Raw genomic sequence first — 21,965 nt, 5'->3', positions numbered from 1 at the left:
CGTCCTCTCAACGGTGGGGAGGCGACTGAGGGCCAGTTCTTTGAGGGCAAGAAGTCGACGGCTCCCCACGGCTGGCAAATCCGCAGGGCAACGACGGTAATACGCTCGTGCGTATGCCGACCTTTGCGGACTTCGACCGCCGCAATTACCGCTCAGTCGACGTCGTGACCGGGTATGACGGATGGGCGCCGACCTACGACGACATCGTCATGCCCGAAATGGATCTGGCGTTGCTGGATCGGCTCGAACAGGTGGACTGGATGTCGGTGCACTCGGCAGCGGACCTCGGGTGCGGCACCGGGCGCACCGGCGCGTGGTTGCGCGGACGTGGGATCACCCGGATCGACGGTGTCGATCTCAGTCCCGGAATGCTGAGCCGAGCGGCTACGCGCGGAGCGCATTCGACCCTGACGTTGCGGGATGTCCGAGATACGGGCCTGCGGGCGGAGACCTACGATTTGGTCATCGCTTCGTTGATCGATGAGCACCTTCCGGACCTGGCGCCCCTGTACTCCGAGGCGTACCGACTCGCCGTGCGCGGCGGCTTCCTGGTCATGGTGAGTTACCACCCACAGTTCATGATGGTGAGCGGCATGCCGACCCACTACACGAGCTGGACCGGTGAGCCCGTTGCGATCAGCACTCACCTGCACCTCTTCACCGATCGTCTGACCGCCGCTGCCGCGGCCGGATGGCAGCTGATGGAAACATCCGAGGCGCTGGTCGACGACACCTGGATCGAATCGAAACCCAAGTGGGGCAGCCTGATCGGGCATCCATTCAGCGTGGCACTGGTCTGGCGGAAACCGTCGTAGCGAGCTATGCCTGCGATAAACCGCGTGATTCGACGTAGCGGGTGATGTATCGGTCCACGAGCTCAGCGGTCGCCTGCGCAGCGACGGCCCGGACGCCGACGTTCACCGGTGCGATGCGAGCGTCGTCCGGGCCGCCATCGGCGGCGGTCACCGTCGGCTCGAGCAGACCGACGAATCGACGCGCAATACGGTCGGCGTCGGCCCGCAGGTGCTCGAGTTCGGCGATCGCCGCGGCGGGGGCGATCCCCGCTGCGATGAGGTGGTCGGCGATCTCCGCGAGCCGAGGGTCCACGAGCCGGTACGTGGTGGTGTCGACGCGGTCGTAGAGGCCGAGGGCAACCAGCCGAATCAAGCCGTCCGGGACTTCGCGATATAACTGTTCGAGCTCGCTTGCGCTAATGGTCTTTTCGGTTTGGGGTTGAGAAGAACTGTCGGCGATACCGACTCCCAGGACGTCGCCCAGGTCGTCACCACGGTCCCAGGCTTTGAGCAACTCCTTGATTCCGTTGAGTTTGATGCCGCGGTCCAGGAGCCGGCTGATGGTGCGCACCCTGTTCAAATGGTCGGGGCTGTAATAGCCGGTGCGGCCTTTGAGGTCGGGCGGAGGGAGAACGCCGCGTTCGTGGTAGACCCGCAGGCTGCGGACGGTCGTGCCCGCTGCGCGGGCCAGTTCGTCGATCGTGTACTCCATGTCCGCTGCCATATGTCAAGGAAACCACACCGCTCTGTGTTCTCCCGTCGGTGATTGGTGCTCCTGTGGCCCTTCGAGCGGAGCCCGCATTGGGAGACTCGTCTGGCAGATGCACCCACCACGGGTGATGCGTATGCACGAGTCGCCACAGTGTGCCACTGCTCAGCAGCCAGGTGGATTGCCGGGGCCCGTAGCCCGTTCCGGGCACCGCGCGAACCTGCAGATGCAAGCCACGGCGATGTCACGCCACACTTGTATCCGCGCGCAGCACAGATCCTTGTCAGGTGCTGCGGTGACTGAGCCGTGATTCGTACACCAGTTGCCCATTCAGTTGAGATCGCTTCCACGGTGCCAGCGATCGGAGCTGGTCCGGCCGGAAAACCGGGATTAGGAGTCGAGGGAGGTCGTATCGGAAGGATGCGAAATGGACGAGCACGGCATGGTCCGACGCGCTGCTCCGCATCCTGTGGGATCCCGTCGACCGGCTCGGATCACGGGTTCTCGAGGGACTTGCCGGCGTCGGCAGCCAAGACCACCTCCGGTGACGCGACCGCAGGACTGGACCGGCGACTGACACGGGCGGACCGGATCCACTGGGCGATCGCGGCGACCGCTGAGATCATTGAGATGGCGCACGCGTAGAACGCCGTTGTGGTGAGGTTTGCGGTGGCGTTGTAGGACACAGTCTTGTGTCCTGGGATGGGGTAGGTTCCATTGCCCGACGCCCACCGGATTATGAGACCGAGTTGCGTTCCGACATCGACAATCGGTCCTGTACCGACCATGTTGCGGAAGGCGATCCCGGTGCTGCTCAGGTGGATCATGGTGATGGTGACGAGGATTGTGACTGCCACCGCCGAACCTGTTGCCAGCAGGGTCAGCAGGTTCGAACGTGCGCGGATGTTGGCTCCAACAGTGATCACGGTGGCGCCGATAGCGCAGCTGGCGACGATCGCCCAGCTGCCACTGATCGGGGCGACGGCTGGGGGATTGGACGACCATAGGCTTACCAGCGTGGTAGTCACTCGAATGTGCCCGAACGCGGTGGCTGTGACCTTGCCGTCGGCGTGGGTGGCCAGCAGCCACGGCTTGAACATCAGGAAGAACACGACGATGTTGCCTGTCGCCGTGCACAGGTAGCCCCAATGGCCGCGCAGCGGCGTAGAGGACGAACGCAGCCGCGTCAGGAACGTACGGAGGTCGACGCTGGATGGTCGTGTCACCCAATTCAGCGGTGGCCCGGCCGAAACTGCTTGTGGGGCATGCGGCTTCTTCGCTTGCCAGGGAGTCGGCTGCACCATCTTCCGAAGTGTAGGAGTCAGGCGTCGACCGAGGCCGGTAGGTGCTCACCGCTCCTGGGAAGCTTCCACCTTTGGACCATACCGCTCGGCCTGTGCCCGTTCTAGCGTCGAACTCTACCGTTCGAACCATGCAAGTTAGGCGGATGTCATGGGTAAAGGGCCTCGTGACGGTTATCGGCAGCGCCGGCGACCAGAGTCTCGGTGCGATTGTGGATTCGGGCCGTTTCCGCGAGCGGAGGAGTTGTTGAGCGCGATGCGTGGGGAGCGCGCCGTCTCTAACCCTCTCGCCCGGTGGGCGAGCCAGCTCGCCGAAACGCACCGTGGAGCATGCGCGCCGTGGCATATCGTGCCTGTGGGAGAAAGACCTTGTTCACGTATCGAATTGATCGACGCTATCGACCTGTGGGTGGTCGGGCAAGTGCGGCACCACAGAGACGATCGGGCGGTGCATACCGAGACCATCGGCTCGGTTATCGACCATATGGCCGCAGCGCATGTGCGCGCCGAGGCGCTACTGCGTGAGTCGCTTCCAGCCCGAGACCCGCGTATACATGCGACGTGGCATCGCCTCGCCGAGCTGGTCAATGGCTATGACGATCTGGTCTCCGCAGTCGTCGACGGCGAGCGGCGGTTGCCAGTTGCGGTCGGGGGAAGCCTGTGAGGCCGCCCAACTCGACTCCGCTGCCCGGTAAGGACGAGCTGCTGGCGGCCTGTCGCGGAGGCCCGGCGCGGGACAACCTGCTGCTGGCTGCGGCCGGGGAACTTGCCGAGTTGCACGAAACGGGGGCTGGCCGGGAGGACGAGACCGTGGTGTACCTCAACGCGGCCCGTCAGCGCTGGATGGTGGTCATCGACGGCTGGGTGTCGTCAGTGCTGCCGCCGACCGCACAGTCCGCGTCGGTGCATACCGAATCGATGGGGCAGGTAGTTGACCGCATCGCCAGGCTCACCACCTATGCCTATGTCGCGCTGGCCGACGGCACGGACTTGGTGTTCCAGGATGTCAGAGCCCGCTTAGCCGAACTGGCGGATGGATACGCCACGCTGACCGCAGAGTTGCACGCCGGGACCCGACGGCTCCCGGCTCACCGCGGCTATCCGGAAATGCGGGAGTTCGGTCCACGGCACTTGTTCCGTTAATGCTCGCCGGGATTCACGGGCGAGGATCGTTGAACAGTCCCGTGTTGGTCCACACCCAAGCGGTATGGACCAACACACAAGTCACTTTCGAGAACCGAGTATTTCCAGCTCACTCAGGCTGGGCATAGCGCCCAGGGCGGCACCCGACAAGCGAATGCGTACAAACTGTGCGCGACCGGGACGCCCGGGTGGTTCGACGGCGACGGGCGTCCAATGTTCGGTGTCCGACGACACCGAGATGGTGTAGGCGGGCTGTTCCGGTCCCGCCCAGCGGGGCACGATTTGCTCAATGTCGGTGCTCGCGCCGAGGTCGATGGTCAAGGTGGCATCGGAGCTGGCAGGTGTCCACCCGGTCGCCGGGCTCCCGTCCACGGCCGCGTCGCCGTACTTGCCGCTTTCGGCGGAGGATGTGGTCACCGGCTTGCAGCGCGCGAGGTTTTCAGTGGCCGACAGATCCGGACGTCGAGTGTTGATCGTCAGTTTCTGATCGACTTCGATCGTCCGCACACTCGAGGAAGTGCGGACCGGCATCGGCGCTCCGTCGGTGAGCACGATGGTGGTTTCGTCAGGTCCGATTTGCGCGTCGAACGTTCGCCCCTGCCAGTGCATTCCGGTAACGGTGATCCCGCTGCTCAGCTCCGGTGGCAGGATCGGATCGACGACCACTTCATCTTGCCGGAGCCGAAGACCCAGCAGGCCGTTGGTAAACGATTGCAGAAACCCGCCCGCTGCGGTGACGAACGTGAACGCGGGTGCGCCTGCCAGCGGGTCGTGGGCTCCGGCCTTTTCACCGCGAGCCTCGGCGAATTGGCCGAACGGTGCGCGAACGAAGGGCCGTGCCGCACGATCGATGAATGTGTGTGTGACACAGCCGGGCATGCCGATTCCGGCCGCGCCGATTGCGTGGACCGAGTCGGTCATCGCCGGACCGTCGGGATCGGTGCGCTGGGCGTAGTACTCCAATAGACGGGTCGACACCGATTGGGGCATAGGCCATTCCAATGGGTAGAGCAGCAGTACCGTGTCGGCCTGCTTGATCGGTGTGCTCTGGTATCCGTCGTATTGGAGGAAGACTTGGCGCTGCTGGTCGAAGGGCATGCGTAGGCGATCGGCGATGCCCGTCCACTCCGGCGGCGGCGTCGTTCCCAGCACCTGTGCGGCCTCGGAAGCGTTGCGCAGTGCCAGCGCGGCGACCGCGTTGGTGTAGACGGCGTCCCTGACACCGTTGCTGTATTCGTCCGGACCCGCGACGTTGTCGATGGAGTAGCTACCGTCGGGGTTCGAGGTGACGCGCGCTGTCCAGAACTCCGCCAGACTCTTCATGATCGGCCAGATCCGCTCCCGCAGATAGCCCTGGTCGCCGGTGGCGAGATAGTACTGCCACGCTGCCAGTGAGATGTCGCCCTGCAAGTGGATCTGAGTCAGGCAGTGCGGTGGATTCCAACTGTGGCACTCGGCGAGATCTCCGCGGCTGGTGCTCGTCCACGGGTAGAACGCGCCGCGATAGCCCAGTCGTTGCGCATTTGCTTGCGCGGCAGGCAGGGTCCGAAACCGGTACTCCACAATGGATTTCGCCAAGTCCGGGGCAAGTTGAACGAGGGCGGGGAACATCCACAAGTCGGCATCCCAGAAGATCGCGCCGGCATAGTTGTCGCTGCTCAGCCCGACGGGAGAGATGCTGTTGTCTTGTTGGGGATTGGTGCTGGCGTACAGCGCGTACAGCGCTCCTCGCACCCACGATTGCACATCGGAACGCCCGGGAACAGCGATGTCGCCACGCCACAACGCCCGCCACGCCGCAGCCGAATCGGCCAATACGGTAGACCAGCCTCGCTCACTCGCACGGCGTGCCGCAGCCGACGCCGCCGCGGCGGGGTCCGGTGCGGTGTGTGCGGTGTCGACGCCGACGAATTTGGTGACTTCATAGGTCTCGCCGGCTCGAACCTGCAGACGGAACTCCTGTCGAGCGGTGAGGCCGTTGGCGGTTACCGTGCGATCCTCGGTGCGCTGTGCCTGGTCCGAGGGTAGCCGCAGCACCGAGGTCACCGCGCCGGTGACCCCCGTGCCCTCGGTGCGGAAGCCGACGTGAATGGAATCCTGGTCGCTGGCACCAGCATCGGTGGCAGTTATCCGTCGTGCCCCGGCGCCGTCGAGCACATCGGTCAGTACCAGTTCACCCGACCAGCGTGGCACCACAGTGAGCCGGACAGCACCGACGTGTTGGTCGGAGCGGTCGGCGAGCACGGCGTAATCCAGATCGACGGACTTGCCCTCCTCGATGGTCCAGGTGAGTTTGGTGCGGACGACACCACAGCGCCAGTCGAGTGTCTGGCGGAACCTGCTGATCTGGGCCGCCGGTGTGTCCGGGGTGTACTCAGAGGCTCCGATGCGGACAGTAAGTCCCGACCAATTCGGAATCGCCGCAACGACTTCCCGGTCATCGGCGACAGCCGGGGTGTGACTGTAGAGCCCGGCGACGAATGCGCCGTCGAACGCCGGAGTGTAGAGCGGCCACCCCGTCTTCTCTCCTGTTGCGGTATAACCGATTCCGTGTGGTGGCACCCGCAGGCCCAGATAGCCGTTGCCGACGAAGGGGTGGCTGCTCGCCGGAGCCGACACCGTTATGTTCGACGGTGCCCACTCCGGTGCTGAGGCTGGATCGTCGCTAGGGCAGGACGCGGTCGACGCTGGGCCTGAAGTGTGCCGTACCACGACCACCATCCCGGCCACCGTCACCGTGATGATCACAGCGAGGGCGATACCGGTCAGCGCACGGTTTCGGCAGCTCAATCGCCTGAGGTACCGCGATATCCGGGTCAACACCATCTCGTCTTCTTTCCAGGTTCGCGTCGAACCGCACGAGCCCGCATGCCGTTCGACTGGCAGGTCGGGCGTGGTAACTCGGGAGCAGGTGCGCCCCCGGATCCGGGGAATGGGAGCGGGATCCGGGGGCGCAGGTGTCGCGGCCGATACGGCCACGGGCGCAGGGTGGGTCTGCAGTGCCGCACCTCGCGGTGGAAGAGGGGGCGTCCCCGCGAGGCGCGGGCGAGGCAATCCGGCCGCGACGTCGAGTCGGCCATCGGATTATCCGATGGCCTGGCGTTTTGTAGAGCGAATCGAACGGTACTCGATCGTGGCGCGCACCGAGCGCCGCCAGTTCCCAAGTGTGAGAAGCCTTGAGACCACGTCGGCGATCGGCTCAGACACTCCCTGAAGTTACCCATTGAACGTACCGTTATTTGACGGTACATTGCTTGACGTCGCACCTTCCGTTGCTGGAAAGGCCACTCTCATGACCACATCCCACCCCCCTTCGGATGCGCCGACGGTGGCACCGGACGCGCTGCACGCCGAGGACGCCGGCTACCACAAGGCGTTGCGTCCCAGGCAGCTTCAGATGATCGCCATCGGTGGCGCCATCGGCACCGGTCTGTTCCTTGGAGCGGGAGGTCGGCTCGCCCACGCGGGCCCGGGCCTGTTCTTGGTCTACGCGGTGTGCGGCATTTTCGTATTCCTCATCCTTCGCGCGCTCGGTGAACTCGTACTACACCGGCCGTCATCCGGCTCGTTCGTCTCCTACGCACGTGAGTTCTACGGCGAGAAGCTGGCGTTCGTTGCCGGCTGGATGTACTTCTTCCACTGGGCGATGGTCGGGATCGTCGACATCACTGCCATCGCGGCGTACTTCCACTACTGGGGGGCGTTCGCGGTGGTTCCCCGCTGGTTGATCGCGTTGATCGCGTTGGCGATCGTCGTGGGCATCAATCTGGTGTCGGTGAAGTGGTTCGGTGAGCTGGAGTTCTGGGCAGCGATCATCAAGGTGCTGGCGTTGGTGGTGTTCCTGATCGTCGGGACAGTGTTCCTAGCGGGTCGATTCACTCTCGCGGGTCAGCACACCGGTGCGAGTGTCATCAGCCAGAGCGGCGGGCTGTTTCCGGCCGGGGTACTGCCCCTGGTTCTCGTCACCACCGGCGTCGTCTTCGCTTATGCCGGCGTGGAAATGGTCGGCACCGCGGCGGGTGAAGCACAGCACGCGACCAAGATCATGCCGCGTGCCATCAATTCCGTCATCGCGCGCATCGCGGTGTTCTATGTGGGGTCCCTCGTACTGCTCGCACTCTTGTTGCCGTACACGGCATTTCGGTCCGGTGAGAGCCCGTTCGTGACCTTCTTCGCGAAACTGGGGTTGCAGGGTGCCGGGTCGATGATGAATGTGGTGGTGTTGACCGCTGCCTTCTCCAGCCTGAATGCCGGGCTGTATTCGACCGGGCGAGTGTTGCGGTCGATGTCGATGAACGGCAGTGCCCCGGCGATCACGGCCCGCATGTCCGCCAGCGGCGTGCCCTACGTCGGAATCCTGGCTACCGCCTCGATCTCCTCAGTCGGTGTGGCACTCAACGCGGTTGTGCCCGAGCGAGCATTCGAGATCGTGCTCAACATGTCCGCGCTCGGTGTCATCTCGACCTGGGCCACGATCATGCTGTGTCACCTGCAGCTGTGGCGGTGGTGGCGGCGCGGGCAGGTGGAGCGTCCGAGCTTCCGGATGGTCGGCGCGCCCTATACGAACGTCGCAGTGCTGATCTTCCTGGCAGGTGTGGTGGCGCTGATGGTATTCGGAGACGACGACATTCAGCGTGGTGCAGTCCTCACCATGGCGATCATCATGGTCCCGGCCCTGGTGGCCGGCTGGTTCGTGGTGCGCCGCCGCGTGACGCAACTGGCAGCACAACGCCAGGGCTACACCGGGCAGTTCCCCATCATTACGGAACGACCACTCGAGGCACTCGTGCGCGAGCGCTCGACCGGCGCCGCGCACAAAGACGCCACTGCGACCGACTAACGACAGGCCCACGCGGCTTTCCGCGCGGATGCTTCCCAGCCTGGGGAACGCAGGGGGATCGCCAGGCTGGGAAGCTCCGACCAGAATGACCCTCTCCACCCGTGGATCTGAGAGGGGCGCATGCCGGAACACTCCAGCGTGCCGGGCGGTCCACACTTGCATCCTTGGGCTCGCCAGAGGCTGCGCGCTACCGAGTTCCGCCGTCGGTTCAACCATCCATGGGCTACCCGCCGGATGCCGAACCCCGAACTGTCAAAACCGATTCCGACAAGTCCACCGGGCTCCGATCCCGTCGCAGAGATGGTGGGGGAACACGACGCGGATCTCCTGGCTACGCTGGAGGACCCCCCTCCTCCCAACAGCCGTTCACGCCCGAGTGTGCGCCGCCTCGGCGGGGGACTGGTAGTCCTTCCCCGGATCGCCTCGGCCGACCCGATGTCCGCCGTGCTGGCGAATCCCGAAGTGCCCGAACACAAACGGTTCTGCTGGAGCTGCGATCAACCAGTAGGCCGATCGACCGGCACCGAGGCGGGATCGGTGACGGGTCGTTGCGCGCAGTGCGAATCTCCCTACAACTTTCGCCCGCCACTGTCCCAGGGCGAGCTCGTGGCAGGCCAATACGAGGTCCAGGGATGTCTCGCCCACGGCGGGCTGGGGTGGATCTTCCTGGCGATCGACCGCAATGTCAGCGACCGCTGGGTGGTGTTGAAAGGACTACAGAATCCGCTCGATTTCGAGGCGCACGTGGTCGCGCTGGCCGAGCGCCAGTTCCTTGCCGAAATGGCCTACTCCGGCATCGTGAAGATCTACAACTTCGTCGATCACCGATCTGCGGACGGCGTGTCCTGTGGGTACATCGTCATGGAGTACGTCGGTGGTCGCTCGCTGAAGACGATGCTCGAACTTCACGCGCCGCTGGGCCTTCCGGTATCGGAAGCCATCGCATACGTGCTCGAGGTCTTGCCTGCACTCGACTACCTGCACTCGTTCGACCTGGCCTACAACGATCTCAAGCCCGACAACATCATGGTCACCGAGGACGAGGTCAAACTGATCGATCTCGGCGCGGTCGCGGCCATCGGCGCATACGGCAGCCTGTATGGCACACCCGGATATCAAGCACCCGAGTTCACCACTACCGGGCCAACTGTCGCGTCCGACATCTACACCGTGGGCCGGACGCTTGCCGCGCTCATCCACGACCTACCCACAGACGCGGCGGGGCATTTGCTCCCTGGAATGCCCCGCCCTGAGCAGTCCGCAACACTGCGGCGTCACCCGCCACTCCATAGGCTGTTGCTCCGCGCAACCGATCCCGATCCGGCACAACGATTCCCGACTGCCTACAGCATGTACAACCAACTGTCCGGAGTTCTTCGTGCGGTGCTGGCCACCGAGACCGGCCAGGAACACCCACAAGCGTCGGTGGTCTTCTCGCCGATGCGAGGTGAGTTCGGAATCGAAACGGTGATCGGACAGACCGACGGCATCGTCGACGGTATTCACAAGAGCGCTGCACTGCAGGCTGCGGATATCGTTGCGACACTGCCGATTCCTCTGGTCGACAGCGAAGACCCGAGCGCCGACCTGCTGTCGAGCCTGCTGCACGCTGAACCACGCCGGGCACTGGAAGCGATCCAGCGGTCCCAGGATCGAATGCGCGATGGGACCATCGATACTCCTGACACCTTCGCCATCGAAGGAACCCTTGCTGCCATTCGCGCGCACATCGATCTCCACGAAGTCGAGACCGCCTGCGCCCAGCTGGCCACCCTGCTTCCTGAACACCGCGGGGACTGGAGGATCGAGTGGTACGCCGGACTCGCCGCACTGCTGGACGGCCGCTACCGCCGTGCCTACGAACGATTCGACACCGTGTACACGATGGTTTCTGGCGAAATCGCCCCTCAAATGGCGCTGGCCGCGACGGCCGAACTGATCTACCAGCAGCTCGACACTCCGGAGGAGAAACGACGCTGGAACAGGGCGGCGATCGACTATTACCACGCGGTCTGGCGAACAAACCGAGGCGTTGTCAGCGCGGCGTTCGGTATGGCACGCGGGCTCGCTGCCACCAGCGATGTGCCAGAGGCCGTTTCGGCTCTCGACCAGGTGCCGGAAGCGTCGCGCTACCGCCAGATCGCGACCAGCACCGGCTGTCTCCTGCTGGCATCCCGTCCGATCGACGAGACCACCGAAGGCGATATCCACCGTGCGGCCGATCGCCTGGCCGAACTCCGAGACGACCGCCGCCAACTGCAGTTGCGCATCATCCTGCTGGGCGCCGCCCTGGCCTGGCTGCGTCACGGTGGACGACCGCACCGCGCCGACGCGACGATCCTCGACTTGCCTTGGACTGAATCGGCGCTACGGCAGGGCATGGAAGCAGCCCTGCGTGCGATCGCGCGTCTCGCTCCCACCCGACTGCACCGCTACCGGCTGATCGACCTGGCGAATGCCATCCGTCCGCTATCGCGGTGGTAGGCGCAGCTTTCCAGCCGCATCTAGCCTGCTCCCATCGCTGGGGATACCCTACCGTTTTCTTTGATACCGCTCGAGCCGCAGCGGATACACGTCGAATGGAGTCTCACCATGCTGCCACTCGAAGTCTCGACTGAACATTTGACGATTTCCAGCGCAAGCCTGACCGCTATTCAGGCTGCTCTCTCATCGGCGATCGCCGATGGTTCGGCGCCCTGCAGCCCGCTTCCGGCAGCCGTTGATTCGGTCAGCAATACCGCAGCGGGGGCGTTCACAGCCTTCGCCGCGGAATTTCTTTCCATCGTGCACGACGGTCTCTCCAAGCTTGCCGATGGGGCAGCAGCACTCGTGCCGATCAGCATGGAGTACGAAGCTTCAGATCTGTCTAACGCGGGTAGTGTGCAATCCACTGCCGCCGGTTTCGCATAGGGAACGACAGTGAGTTTCGCGGCATACCCCCCAGAGTACAACTCCATCCAACTCTCCGTCGGACCTGGGCCAGTGCCGATGATCGCTGCGGCGAACGTCTACGAAGCAATCGCAGCAGCGCTACAGGGATCCGCTACCGGCATCGAGGGCCAGATATCCGAAATGGCCTCAACGTGGCGAGGTGAATCCGCAATAAAGGCGCTTCACGCATTTCGTCTCCACAATGTGTGGATGCGAAGTGCTGCTGCAGCTGCGTCTCATCTCGCAGCGCAATCTCTTGCCCAAGCACAAGCCTATATCGCAGCCCGCGCGATGATGCCATCAATTGAAGTCATCGTGGCGAACAGAATGGCACTGGCCGCGTATGTTGCCACAAATACAATGGGCCAAAATACACCACTCATTGCCGCCAACGAACTCACCTACGCCGGGCTGTGGGCAATGGCAGCCGCGGCCATGGATACCTATGCGGCAACCACTGCGGCGATCAATGTCGGCCATCTGCCGCCGCCAACCGCTCCGAATATCGTTCAGGGCACATCCGGCCGAGGGATGCTTCCGCTCGATCCGCCTGCCGACCCGGTCGGAGGAAGCTCGACCTTGGGAGCAACCAGCAACCCGGTGACTCGGACCCCCGAGGTCGGCCAATCCTTATCGGAGGTCGGCAACAGTGCACCCCACGTCGAAAACGCCTCATCCGAGGTTGCTCGCGCAGCCGGGGACCTTCCGTGGAACTCGGAGCCGATCGGCAGCGCCTCGGACGGAGCCACACCGTGGACTCACGACCTGCCGGAGCAGACCGGATTCTTAGGCACAAATCCGTATTCGCCCATGCTTGCGGCCCTGCAAGGCGGCGCAGGCAGCTCAGTCGCACTTGGGCTGACTCGCGGTGGACTCAATGCCATGTCCGGAGCTTCCACTGGATTTCGAATGCCCGCAAAGTGGCACCTGGGTATGGGGGGCGGCGCCGCTTTTGGCGCTCCACTCGCGAACCAATTGCCAGCACCGGTAACTCGAACAGCCCCGCCGCGAGGCGTATCCGCCCCCAGATCGACACAGAGGCGCGGCAGCGGCCGCGAAGAAGATCCCGCGAAGTCAAAGGCATTCACTCCTAATTACCTCTCGGATGTACCCACTCTGGGCGCTCGTCCCATCCTTGCGGTCATAGACGGCAACGATCGAGAGACCCGAGATGATGGAAGGATGGATTGGTCGGCAATTAATCGGGCTACAACAATATGAGCGTTCATATTCTCGATCTTCCATCCGTTTTCGATTTAACGATCTCGTCGACAGTTCTCATAGTGAAAAGGAGTATTTATGACCATCGAATACAATGGAGACCCTGAAAGGCTGCGCGGATCAGCGAACAACACCGCTGCGTGTTTGGGGGAGCTCGAAAGTCATCTCAAAGCACTATTCATGGTCCAGGATGATTTGCATGATGCAGTCCAGAGCAAAGGGACCGGCGTGGCAATCTACAACAGTCTCGGCGATGCTCATTCCAAAGGTAAAATACTTGCGGGCACTCTGCAGGAAATTATCGACGAGCTTAACAACACCGGCGTTCAGGTCGAGCTTCAGGACCTGGAGGGCGCCGGACGCGTTAACGCTGCACTGGGTAACGATCATGCCGTGGATGCTGGATCCTGGTCCGAGAGCTCGGCCGCCAAGATAAATACTTCGTGGTAGTAGTTCAGTCGTTGTCAAGATAGGATCTGACGTATTATGAAATACAATTATGTCAAAGTGGACGCAAGTGGTGCGACCCTTCAGACAATCATTAGTGGAATGGAAAGCAACCTTCAGAACATGCGAACTCTGAAGAATCAGCTGCTTCAGGACTTTACGGGTGCAGGTGCTACGGGTTACCAAGCTGTCACCGACAAGTTGCAGGCTCAGCTCGACGCTTATGGCCAGACTTTGAATAGCGTTCGAGGAGCGATCGTTGCTACCTCCGGTAGTGACGGTCTTATGAATGTCACCGACGTAAATCAAGCAAACCGGTTCACGTCGATTGGTGGTTGACAGCACGCGCCCGGATTGGAGCCTATCCGTCCCCGCGGTGGTCGATCTGAACGTCGATGCCGCCCTGTTTCTGCAGAACATGGTCGGCATCGACGCATATCCGCCAGTACTTGCATTAATGCCCAACGTCTTTGACGCCAACGACCTCGAGCAAGTCCGCGCCATTATCGCCCAGGACTTGCGCACGGCAGGAGTTATCGAAAACGATCGAGTGCATCCGGCTATAGAGCACTGGCTCCAGTGCCTATACCGCCCTGACGTGGAACTCGCAGCAAGGATCGTCGATCTTGGCCCAGGTGAAGTGCCATCAGCAGTGTTGAGAATGTCGCTGATCCGACACGAAGACACTCATGTGCTGGCCGTGAGATGCGATGACCATGTGATCATTCAATCGGTATTCCATTCTGGACGACAGCTGAATACGCTGACTGCAGCGCTGATAGCGGGAATGGGCTCCGGCCCGGCGCCGCAATTTGAACCAATCACAGCGACCTTGGAACAGTTCACTGCGGTTCCTAGCGACCAGGCGGAACGGAGACGGGCGCTGCTGGAGCTGGGCGCGCATCCGCATACCGCTGGTGTACTCAGCCGGGTTCTCGATGAGGTGGTGCGGCGGGCCGAAGTTGTGATGGTGGAGCATCACGACGGCGGTTCGGTGCAGACCGAGGTGTGCCTGAGTGTGCTCGATACCCCGCAAGGACGCATCGTGGTGACTCCGCGGGTGGCGATGGATGGCGAAGTCTGGTCGACGTATGCGCCGGGGGACGATGCGGCGGTGCAAGCGGGAATCGCTGCATTGGTGGAGCTACTGCCAGGGCGTAGCTGGTTCGACACCACACGTGAGAGTTGAGGCATTTCGGTGTTGTTTGGAGAGGACGAGGGATATGGACCGAACACCAATCCTGAACTCGCATTCGAGTGAGCCAGGCCGTGTCGGCTACGACGCCTATTTCTCCCAGCACCCCGGCCCGCCGGTAACGACGTCCGTGACGACGGTGCCGGAACCGAAACTGACGGCAACTCCCTTATCTGCCGACCAGCCCGACTTGCCTACAACATCGGCGGCCAGCGCACCGGCGCACGAGACGACAGTGATGGCTGAGTCGGACATGCGCAATGTGGGCGGAACATCGGCTTCCGTGCCGGTACCTGAGCGGGCGGGCCGTTCGTCCGACCTCGTACCGCTGCCGGAGAATCTTCCCGCCGCGCTGTCGTCTCCCGAACTGCTCGTGGGGGTCACTGCCTACCGGCCCGCCAGGCTGCGATCGACCCGCGGTGTCCGGGGGGCACTCAACAAAGTCGGTTTCCGTTTCGGGCTGTCACCAGCGGAGCAGCGTACCGAGGAGCGCCGCAACCGAATTCGCCATCAGCTCACGGCGACGTTTCAGGTGGCCGTGATCAGCGTGAAAGGTGGTGCCGGAAGAACTACGGCGACCGCCGTCCTCGGCTCGACCTTCGCCAATCTAAGGGCCGATCGAGTGGTCGCGATCGACGCGAACCCCGACTTCGGTGATCTGGCCAGCCGAACCGGCCGACATCCATACGGACTCACGCTACGGGATCTTGCCCGCGCTTCAGGTGTGGAGGCGTTCTCGGCGGTGCAGGCGTTCACCTCGACCAATACCGCCGACCTTGCCACCGTCGCGTCGCCGTGGACGACCGAGTCGAACGAGGCGATGTCCGGTGCCGAATTCGATAACGCGGCAGCGATCCTGCGCCGCCACTACAACCTGTTGTTCGTCGACTGCGGCACCGGTGTGTTGCATCCCGCCACGCAGGCGGTGCTGGCGGCCAGCAATGCGGTCGTCGTCGTCACACCGGCATCCGTTCGCGGAGTGGCCGGGGCGGCATCGACTTTGAGCTGGTTGGGTTCACACGGCCTGGAGCGGTTGGTCGGCCGCTCCACCATCATTGTGGTCCACCAGCATCCCGCAAAACCTATCGTCGATGTGGACGCGGTCGAGCATCTGTTCGCATCGATTCGGCGCCCGACGACGGTCGTACCCTTCGACCAGCACCTGGCCGAGGGCGGGCTGATCGACATGCGCCTGCTCGATCCGGCGACGCGGCTGGCGTTCGAGGAGCTTGCGGCTTCGATCGCCGATGGGTTCCCCAGCTATGTCGTGGGTGGCGCACGTGGAGCCGACGATGCCGGAGCGTGGGCGTGAGCACCAGCCAGGCCGCTGAGCAGTCCGCTGAGGTCGCGCGGGCCCGGATCGCGGTGATTGTCGCCAGCTACCAGGTGGATGTGGTGGTTCCGACCAAGTTCACCATCGAGACTTTCATCGACGATCTGATCGCAGTGTTGAAATCGGCAATCGATGACGAAGATGTCGACTTCACGCCGCCGCATGGGCAGTGGAGCCTGGCTCGTCCGGGTGAGCAGCCGATTCCGCGGTGGCGCAGCCTCAACGACCATGACATCGTCGACGGAACTGTATTGATGTTGTGCCCGGTCGAATCGGCGGAGGTATTCACCCCGGTGGTGGAGGACATCACCGACGCCCTGGCGTTGATCAACGACCGCGAGTTCGCCGAGTTCGACCCCGCGACCGCAATGATCATGGGTTTGGTCGTACTGGGGGCCGGTGTGGGTGCGGTGGCCGCGCTTTCGGCGTGGTCGTGGACCAGGACCGGGTCGGCGGTGTGGTGTCTGTTCGCCCTGGCGGTGGGTGCGACGTGTTGGGTCGCCGCAGTGATGGCCCGCAACCGTGGTGCCGGCACCGTCAGCGCGGGGCTGGCGTTGGCCGCGCTGGCACCGATGTTCGCCGGAGGCGCGACGATCGTGCCTCCGGCCTACACGGTGCCGGGACCGTTCGCGGCGCCGAATGTTGCTGCGGGAGCAGCAATCACCGCAGCCGTAGCAGCGGTGTTGGCGCGCACGTGCCGGATCGCGATCACTGAGCTGACGGCGGTCACCGTTCTCGGAATGTGCGCGACGATTGCGATGGTTCCGCTGACACTGAGCGTATCGGTGGGCCAGGTGTCGGCCGCCATGACATTCGTGGGGGTTGTGCTGCTCAGTGCCGCGCCTCGACTGGCCGTGGTCATCGCTCGCATACGGCCTCCCGACCTGCCAGATCCGGGCAACGAGGTCTCACCGGCCACGCTCACCGACATATTCGACGCGCAGACCCGGCCGGACGACCTCGCCGACTCCGACGAGGACAGTTCGCAGCGGGCAGAGCCGGGTGGGGCACCGAGTATCGAAGGTCGAGCCCGTTTGGCTGTGAAAGCGTTGCGCGGCTTGATCATCGCGATCGTTGTCCTGTTGGTCGCGGCCTCGACCGGGGTTGTGCTGGCCGGTCCCGGCGGCATCCGGGAGATCGTGCTCGCGGCTGCCGTGGCCGGGATTCTGGTGATGCGCGCCCGGTGGTATCCCGATCGGGTGCAGGCGATTGCGCTCATCACCGGCGCGGCAGTTGTCGTCGCGAGCGCGGGGGTAGTGCTCACCGAGACGTATTCGACGACGCTGGCGCGATTGACGGTCGCGGTTGTGATCGGACTGGCCGCTCTGGCCGGATGTCTGGCGGCGCTGCGCCTGCCCGACAAGCGGTTGTCTCCGGTGACACGACGGATCATCGACTTGATCGAGTACGCCCTGCTGGTGGCGGTGCCTGTACTGGCCTTCTGGATCATGGGCGTCTATGCCGCGATGCGGAGGCTGTGATGCGGTCGAGTCTTGTGGTGTGCGCGCTGGTGGCGGCGTTGGCGTCGGGGGCCGGCGCCGTACCGGCAGGTGCGGTCGATCCGCCGCAGATCACCGACACTCAACCGCCCGACGCGTCGGTCGGGCCGGAAGTACCCATGAAGCAGGACAAGATGTGCCTGGCGGCGGGCGTGCTGCCCAACAGCGACCTGTCGCAGGCACCGCCGACGGAGTCCGCCTTGAACCTCGCGGCGGCCCGGGCGTTGAGCCGAGGGGCCGGCGTAACGGTAGCGGTGCTCGACACCGGCGTGTTTCCCAATCCTCGCCTTCCCAACCTGCTCGGCGGCGGCGACTTCGTCCTGACCGGCGGCGACGGCCTATCCGATTGTGACGCGCACGGCACGTTGGTCGCTGGAATCATCGGTGCGACAATCGATCCCGTCGATGGGTTCGCCGGTGTCGCGCCCGATGCACGCCTGATCTCCATCCGGTACCGCTCCGGTGCGTTCACCGCCGAACAACCGGCACAGCATGACCAGGTTCAGCAGCTGGGCATCGAAATCCGCACACTTGCACGGGCGATCACGCACGCGGCGAACCTCGGCGCCGGTGTGATCTTGGTGTCGCTGCCGATCTGCGTGCCCGCCGGACTAGCGGTGGACCAGTCCATGCTGGCATCCGCGGTGGGATATGCGGTGCATGTACGCGGATCCCTCATCGTGGCCGGAGCCGGTAACACCGGGAGTACCGGGTGCGAACAGAACCCGGATCATGATCCCGATCGGCCACTGGATCCGCGGAACTGGCGTGGCGTCAAAACTATCGCGACGCCGGCGTGGTACACCCCCGATGTCTTGACGGTGGGATTCACGACCGCAGCCGGCGTCCCGATGCCGGATTCGTTGACTGGCCCGTGGGTATCGGTGGCAGCGCCGGGCACCGGAATCGAGTCGCTCGGGCCCGGCGGTGGTGGGCTGATCAACGGCGTCGGCGCACCGGACAAGCTGGTGCCGGCAGCTGGTGCGTCCTTCGCCGCCGCGTACGTCAGCGGCGTTGCGGCGCTGCTTCGGTCTCGGTTCCCCAACGAAACTCCGGGCGAGATCATCGCTCGCATGCAGGCCTCTGCTCACGCACCTGCCCGTGGTCTGGACAATGCGGTAGGGGCGGGAGTCATCGACCCGCTTGCGGCCCTGAGCTTTCGCAGCCCGCCCCGCCTTCCCTCGAAGAGTTCGCGACCGGTAGCGCTGGACATGCCCGCCGCCGCGCGGGACGCAGATCGGCGTCCTGCGTTTATCGCCGCCGCGGTCGTCGCATCCGCGGTCGTACTGGGCGTGGGAATCGGTCCGCTCGGCACGATGCTGCGGAGGCGACGGTGAAGGCGCCCAGTATGCGGGTCGCACTCGAACCGGGTCCGCTGGGGGGCGCGGTGATACTCGGCTCGGTCTTGCTCGCCGGCTCAGGTGGCCGGGTTTCCTGGTGGATCACCGGGGCCCTCGTGACAACTGTTGCCGCCGTGGTGACCGTCGCGGTGAACGAACGCACGATCGTGCGCTGGATAATCGATTGGGCTGAGTATCGGTGGCGTCGAGAAAGCCGGGCACGGGCTCGGACCGCGACGCTCGAGGTCTCCGACGTGCGTGTCGCCGACGGCGTCTGCGGTGTCGGCGACGCCGGAACAATCCTGGTTGCCATGATTCAGCTGGCTCCCAATCTGGATCTGCCGACCGTGATCACCGAGGAGTCGGTCTACACCGAAGACACGCTTCCGGTCAGCGCAGTCGCAGCAATGCTCGATCAATACGGTCTCACCGTCGACATCGACATCGTGACCACCGGCCAGCGAATCCGGTCGACGGGCAGTTACCGCATGCTCTACGACCAGCTCATCGGGCCGCATCCCGTAGTCGGCAACCGGTCGACCTGGCTGGTGATCCGCCTGGACCTGGACCGCAACCTCGCGGTCCTGGCGCGGCGCGGACCTGTCACCGCTGTGGCGCCGAAAGCGCTGGCCGCGGCCGCCCACCGTATCGCCGGCCGATTGCGGCAGCGGGGGGTATCCGCGCTCGTACTGCCGGCCACCGCGATGGTCGAGGCCACTCGATTACTCCACGCTGGCGTGGAAATAAGCGAGTTGCGCGAGACCTGGCGCGGTTTGACATCGACGGTACCCGGCCGACGCGTCACCAGTTATGCCCTCGACTGGCGCGATTTCGGCGAGACCACGCTCGAAGAGTGCTGGACCTGGAACAGCGGCCACACGACGGTCGTGGTCAGCCTGACACACCATGCCGACGGACCGCGGGTACTGGTGCGCTATATCGGTACCGACACCACGGCGCCGCGGTATCTGAAACCACTGACAGGCCGGCAGTCCACCGCCTTGTTGGCGTCGCTGCCGACGGGAGAGTCGGTCCGATCCTTGCCGCAGGCCATGTGGGACAGCGCTGATCGTGATGCGGGTGGGCTTCGCGAGTTGACGATCACGATCGGCCCCAACGGCCAGATCTTCGGAGCGATCAGTGGCCGGCCCCGTCACACGCTGGCCTTGCCACTCTACGATCCGTCGCACTATCAGCCGCAATCTCGTCGCATCGATGTGTGTGCCGAGCTTCCGGTAGCGCAGCAGTTCGTCTTGCGCGCCACCGTGGTCGGCGCGCAAGTGGAAATTCACACCGATCGACCGGGTCGCTGGGAGCACCTGGTCGCGGCGGTGGGCGACCCGCACTGCTTGCGGCTGGCTTCGGCAGTCGAGGATGAGCGCACCGACCGGTCCGACGCCGAGCCGCAGACCGACACCGCAACGATCGCCGTGTTCGATCATCTGCCGCCACGCGTCTCGGCGGCACACACGATCATGACCGTCAGTGAGCCCGGCACCGACGGTCCTCGGCCAGTGGACCTGACGATTCACCAGGTGAGTCCGACCACGGTCGATGTCGGCATCCCGATGCGCACAGTGCGGGTGGATCTGATCGAACCACGCGGCGAGACCCGATATCTAGAGCCCGTGGCAGAGCAGAACCCCGGCGCGATCCCGCCGTCGGTGGCCGCCGTGCCCGATCCGCCGCGTTCTGTTGATCACCGTGTGAGCGCAGGGGAGTGAGCGGTAATGTCGGTGAATGTGGGCGCCGAGCTCGAATCCGAAGTCAACGGTTCGCATCTTGACGAGAGTCGAGACGAACTCACGCCGCGGCAGGCCGCGGCGGCGATTTTCTCGCGGCGACTGTCGGAACTGATCTCCGAATCCCTGGTGTCGACAGAGGACGGCTCGACCCGTTCGCTGACGTTGTATTCGCTGGCGCAGCATCTCGAACTCTCGTATCCCGATGTGCCGGTCTCACAGTCAGGCTTGTATCGCCTCATCCACGGACAAGCGATCCCGCGCCTGGATTTGATCATCGCGCTGTCGCGGGTGTTCGATGTCCCACCTGAATACTTCGTTACCGACAAAGCACAGTGAACTGTCGGAGCCGTCGGTCGAAGTCGGTATTCTCCTCACCGGGAACAGTGGCGAATCCGATCGCACTGGAGGCGAATACGATCTCATATCATGTCCGCCGCCGATTCGGAAGATCTCTTCCTCCGGCACCGAGGTGCCATTTTGGACGCGCTTCTGTCCAAGACCGAGGAACCGGCAGCCACGTCATCGGCAGCACCCGATAACGCTTCCGCTTCGGAACCAAGCACCGCAGGCGGGGAAGCGAAGCCACCCGACGCTACGGAGACCGCAACCACCGAGCCCACCGCGGCCCGGCGAGAACCGAAACCCAGCGATCGCATCAATGCGTTGCTGAGCGGCATCGACCCCGACACCGGGGACGACGAACCGGAGCCGTCGCCCGCCTCGAATGGCGAAGACAAGAAACCCGGGCGAGAAGACGAGCACAGTCGGCGCACGACGACACGCTCCGTGCCGGGTGCGCACTCGCTGGCACCGATCGCAGTGTTCGCGCGCGGAGCCATCACGCAACTGCGGCGGCCGAAGGTGGCATTGGCTGCGGCCGGAGTGCTTCTCGTGCTGGTGGTGTGGGGTCTGGTCGCCGGAGGCGATGATGACGAAACCACTGCAAGACCACCGCTGATTGTCCCGACTTCATCGCCGACAGTCACGACTGCGCAGGCCACACCGAGTGAGCCCGCAGCGGCCAGCGGGCAACTGATCACGGTGCGGTCGGCGGAGTCGCGGTGCCCACCCGGAAGCACCCCGGGGATAGATGCTTTCGGTCCTGATACGACCAAGGCGTGGGCATGCGTGCGCGCCTACCGCGTCGATGGACAAGTCCTGCGCATCGATCTCGGCAAGACCTACCAGATCGATTCGATCGGAATCGTCCCGGGCTGGGATCATGTCGGACAGAACGGTGAGGACCAGTGGGACCGCTATCGCACGGTGCGGCGGGTGTCCTACCGCTTCGACGATCCCCGGTCGACCGTCTATACCCAGCAGACCCTCGACCAGCGCACCTTGGTTGTGACCAAGATCGAGCCGCCGGTCACCGCGTCGCGGGTCGTACTGACAGTTCTCGAATCAAGTGGGGCGCCGTCGGTGAATACCACCGCGATATCTTCGATCCAGGTCACCGGACGTTGA

Annotated in this window: 19 protein-coding genes; 16 read left to right on the top strand and 3 right to left on the bottom strand. The window is 64.0% G+C overall.

The window, feature by feature from the left end:
• Positions 1 to 113: 113 nt before the first annotated feature.
• A complete protein-coding gene (locus tag AB0H50_RS27325) occupies positions 114 to 815 on the top strand; it encodes a class I SAM-dependent methyltransferase (RefSeq protein WP_357457855.1) in 702 nt (233 codons plus the stop codon).
• 4 nt (positions 816 to 819) lie between these two features.
• Here AB0H50_RS27325 and AB0H50_RS27320 read toward each other — a convergent pair whose 3' ends face one another.
• Positions 820 to 1,518 (bottom strand): MerR family transcriptional regulator, encoded by a 699-nt coding sequence (locus AB0H50_RS27320; protein ID WP_357457853.1) that lies wholly within the window; start codon positions 1,516 to 1,518, stop codon positions 820 to 822.
• Positions 1,519 to 1,997: 479 nt separating this feature from the next.
• Complete coding sequence (locus AB0H50_RS27315; protein WP_357457851.1) at positions 1,998 to 2,807, bottom strand: hypothetical protein; 810 nt, start codon at positions 2,805 to 2,807, stop codon at positions 1,998 to 2,000.
• A gap of 148 nt (positions 2,808 to 2,955) precedes the next feature.
• Between AB0H50_RS27315 and AB0H50_RS27310 the strand changes: the two genes are divergently transcribed.
• Positions 2,956 to 3,468, top strand: coding sequence for a DUF4254 domain-containing protein (locus AB0H50_RS27310; RefSeq protein WP_357457849.1), 513 nt, complete (start codon positions 2,956 to 2,958; stop codon positions 3,466 to 3,468).
• On the top strand, positions 3,465 to 3,947 hold the full coding sequence (locus AB0H50_RS27305) for a DUF4254 domain-containing protein (protein ID WP_357457847.1): 483 nt from the start codon (positions 3,465 to 3,467) through the stop codon (positions 3,945 to 3,947). Before AB0H50_RS27310 ends, AB0H50_RS27305 begins: the two co-directional genes overlap by 4 nt.
• Positions 3,948 to 4,028: 81 nt before the next feature.
• On the opposite strand, the gene AB0H50_RS27300 is transcribed toward AB0H50_RS27305, so the two are convergent.
• Positions 4,029 to 6,566 carry a discoidin domain-containing protein gene (locus tag AB0H50_RS27300; protein ID WP_357457844.1) on the bottom strand — a complete coding sequence of 846 codons (2,538 nt, stop codon included), beginning with the start codon at positions 6,564 to 6,566 and terminating at the stop codon, positions 4,029 to 4,031.
• Positions 6,567 to 7,239: 673 nt separating this feature from the next.
• On the opposite strand from AB0H50_RS27300, the gene AB0H50_RS27295 reads away from it, so the two are divergent.
• The 13 genes from AB0H50_RS27295 to AB0H50_RS27235 all read left to right on the top strand — a co-directional run bounded on the left by AB0H50_RS27295 (position 7,240) and on the right by AB0H50_RS27235 (position 21,965).
• On the top strand, positions 7,240 to 8,787 hold the full coding sequence (locus tag AB0H50_RS27295; RefSeq protein ID WP_357457841.1) for an amino acid permease: 1,548 nt from the start codon (positions 7,240 to 7,242) through the stop codon (positions 8,785 to 8,787).
• Positions 8,788 to 9,021: 234 nt separating this feature from the next.
• Entirely contained in the window at positions 9,022 to 11,271 is a 2,250-nt protein-coding gene (locus AB0H50_RS27290; RefSeq protein ID WP_357457839.1) for a tetratricopeptide repeat protein, read from the top strand.
• A 108-nt stretch (positions 11,272 to 11,379) separates the two neighbouring features.
• Positions 11,380 to 11,697, top strand: a complete 318-nt coding sequence (locus AB0H50_RS27285) for a PE domain-containing protein (protein ID WP_357457837.1) — start codon at positions 11,380 to 11,382, stop codon at positions 11,695 to 11,697.
• A 9-nt stretch (positions 11,698 to 11,706) separates the two neighbouring features.
• Complete coding sequence (locus AB0H50_RS27280; protein WP_357457834.1) at positions 11,707 to 12,939, top strand: PPE family protein; 1,233 nt, start codon at positions 11,707 to 11,709, stop codon at positions 12,937 to 12,939.
• Between the two features lie 78 nt (positions 12,940 to 13,017).
• Complete coding sequence (locus AB0H50_RS27275; protein WP_357457832.1) at positions 13,018 to 13,389, top strand: hypothetical protein; 372 nt, start codon at positions 13,018 to 13,020, stop codon at positions 13,387 to 13,389.
• 36 nt (positions 13,390 to 13,425) lie between these two features.
• Positions 13,426 to 13,725: a WXG100 family type VII secretion target gene (locus AB0H50_RS27270; protein ID WP_357457829.1), complete on the top strand. Its 300-nt coding sequence runs from the start codon at positions 13,426 to 13,428 to the stop codon at positions 13,723 to 13,725.
• A 37-nt stretch (positions 13,726 to 13,762) separates the two neighbouring features.
• Positions 13,763 to 14,575 carry an ESX secretion-associated protein EspG gene (locus AB0H50_RS27265; RefSeq protein ID WP_357457826.1) on the top strand — a complete coding sequence of 271 codons (813 nt, stop codon included), beginning with the start codon at positions 13,763 to 13,765 and terminating at the stop codon, positions 14,573 to 14,575.
• A gap of 34 nt (positions 14,576 to 14,609) precedes the next feature.
• Positions 14,610 to 15,893: a MinD/ParA family protein gene (locus AB0H50_RS27260; RefSeq protein WP_357457824.1), complete on the top strand. Its 1,284-nt coding sequence runs from the start codon at positions 14,610 to 14,612 to the stop codon at positions 15,891 to 15,893.
• Positions 15,890 to 17,395, top strand: a complete 1,506-nt coding sequence (gene eccD, locus AB0H50_RS27255) for a type VII secretion integral membrane protein EccD (protein WP_357457821.1) — start codon at positions 15,890 to 15,892, stop codon at positions 17,393 to 17,395. The genes AB0H50_RS27260 and eccD overlap by 4 nt, the downstream gene beginning before the upstream one ends.
• A 17-nt stretch (positions 17,396 to 17,412) precedes the next feature.
• Positions 17,413 to 18,750 (top strand): type VII secretion-associated serine protease mycosin, encoded by a 1,338-nt coding sequence (mycP, locus tag AB0H50_RS27250; protein ID WP_357457819.1) that lies wholly within the window; start codon positions 17,413 to 17,415, stop codon positions 18,748 to 18,750.
• 11 nt (positions 18,751 to 18,761) lie between these two features.
• Positions 18,762 to 20,477 (top strand): type VII secretion protein EccE, encoded by a 1,716-nt coding sequence (eccE, locus tag AB0H50_RS27245; RefSeq protein WP_357457816.1) that lies wholly within the window; start codon positions 18,762 to 18,764, stop codon positions 20,475 to 20,477.
• A gap of 6 nt (positions 20,478 to 20,483) precedes the next feature.
• A complete protein-coding gene (locus AB0H50_RS27240) occupies positions 20,484 to 20,834 on the top strand; it encodes a helix-turn-helix transcriptional regulator (protein WP_357457814.1) in 351 nt (116 codons plus the stop codon).
• Positions 20,835 to 20,924: 90 nt separating this feature from the next.
• A complete protein-coding gene (locus AB0H50_RS27235; RefSeq protein WP_357457812.1) occupies positions 20,925 to 21,965 on the top strand; it encodes a hypothetical protein in 1,041 nt (346 codons plus the stop codon).

Source organism: Nocardia sp. NPDC050793 (assembly GCF_040654065.1).
Taxonomy (GTDB): domain Bacteria; phylum Actinomycetota; class Actinomycetes; order Mycobacteriales; family Mycobacteriaceae; genus Nocardia.
This window is presented reverse-complemented; position numbering and strand designations above follow the sequence as displayed.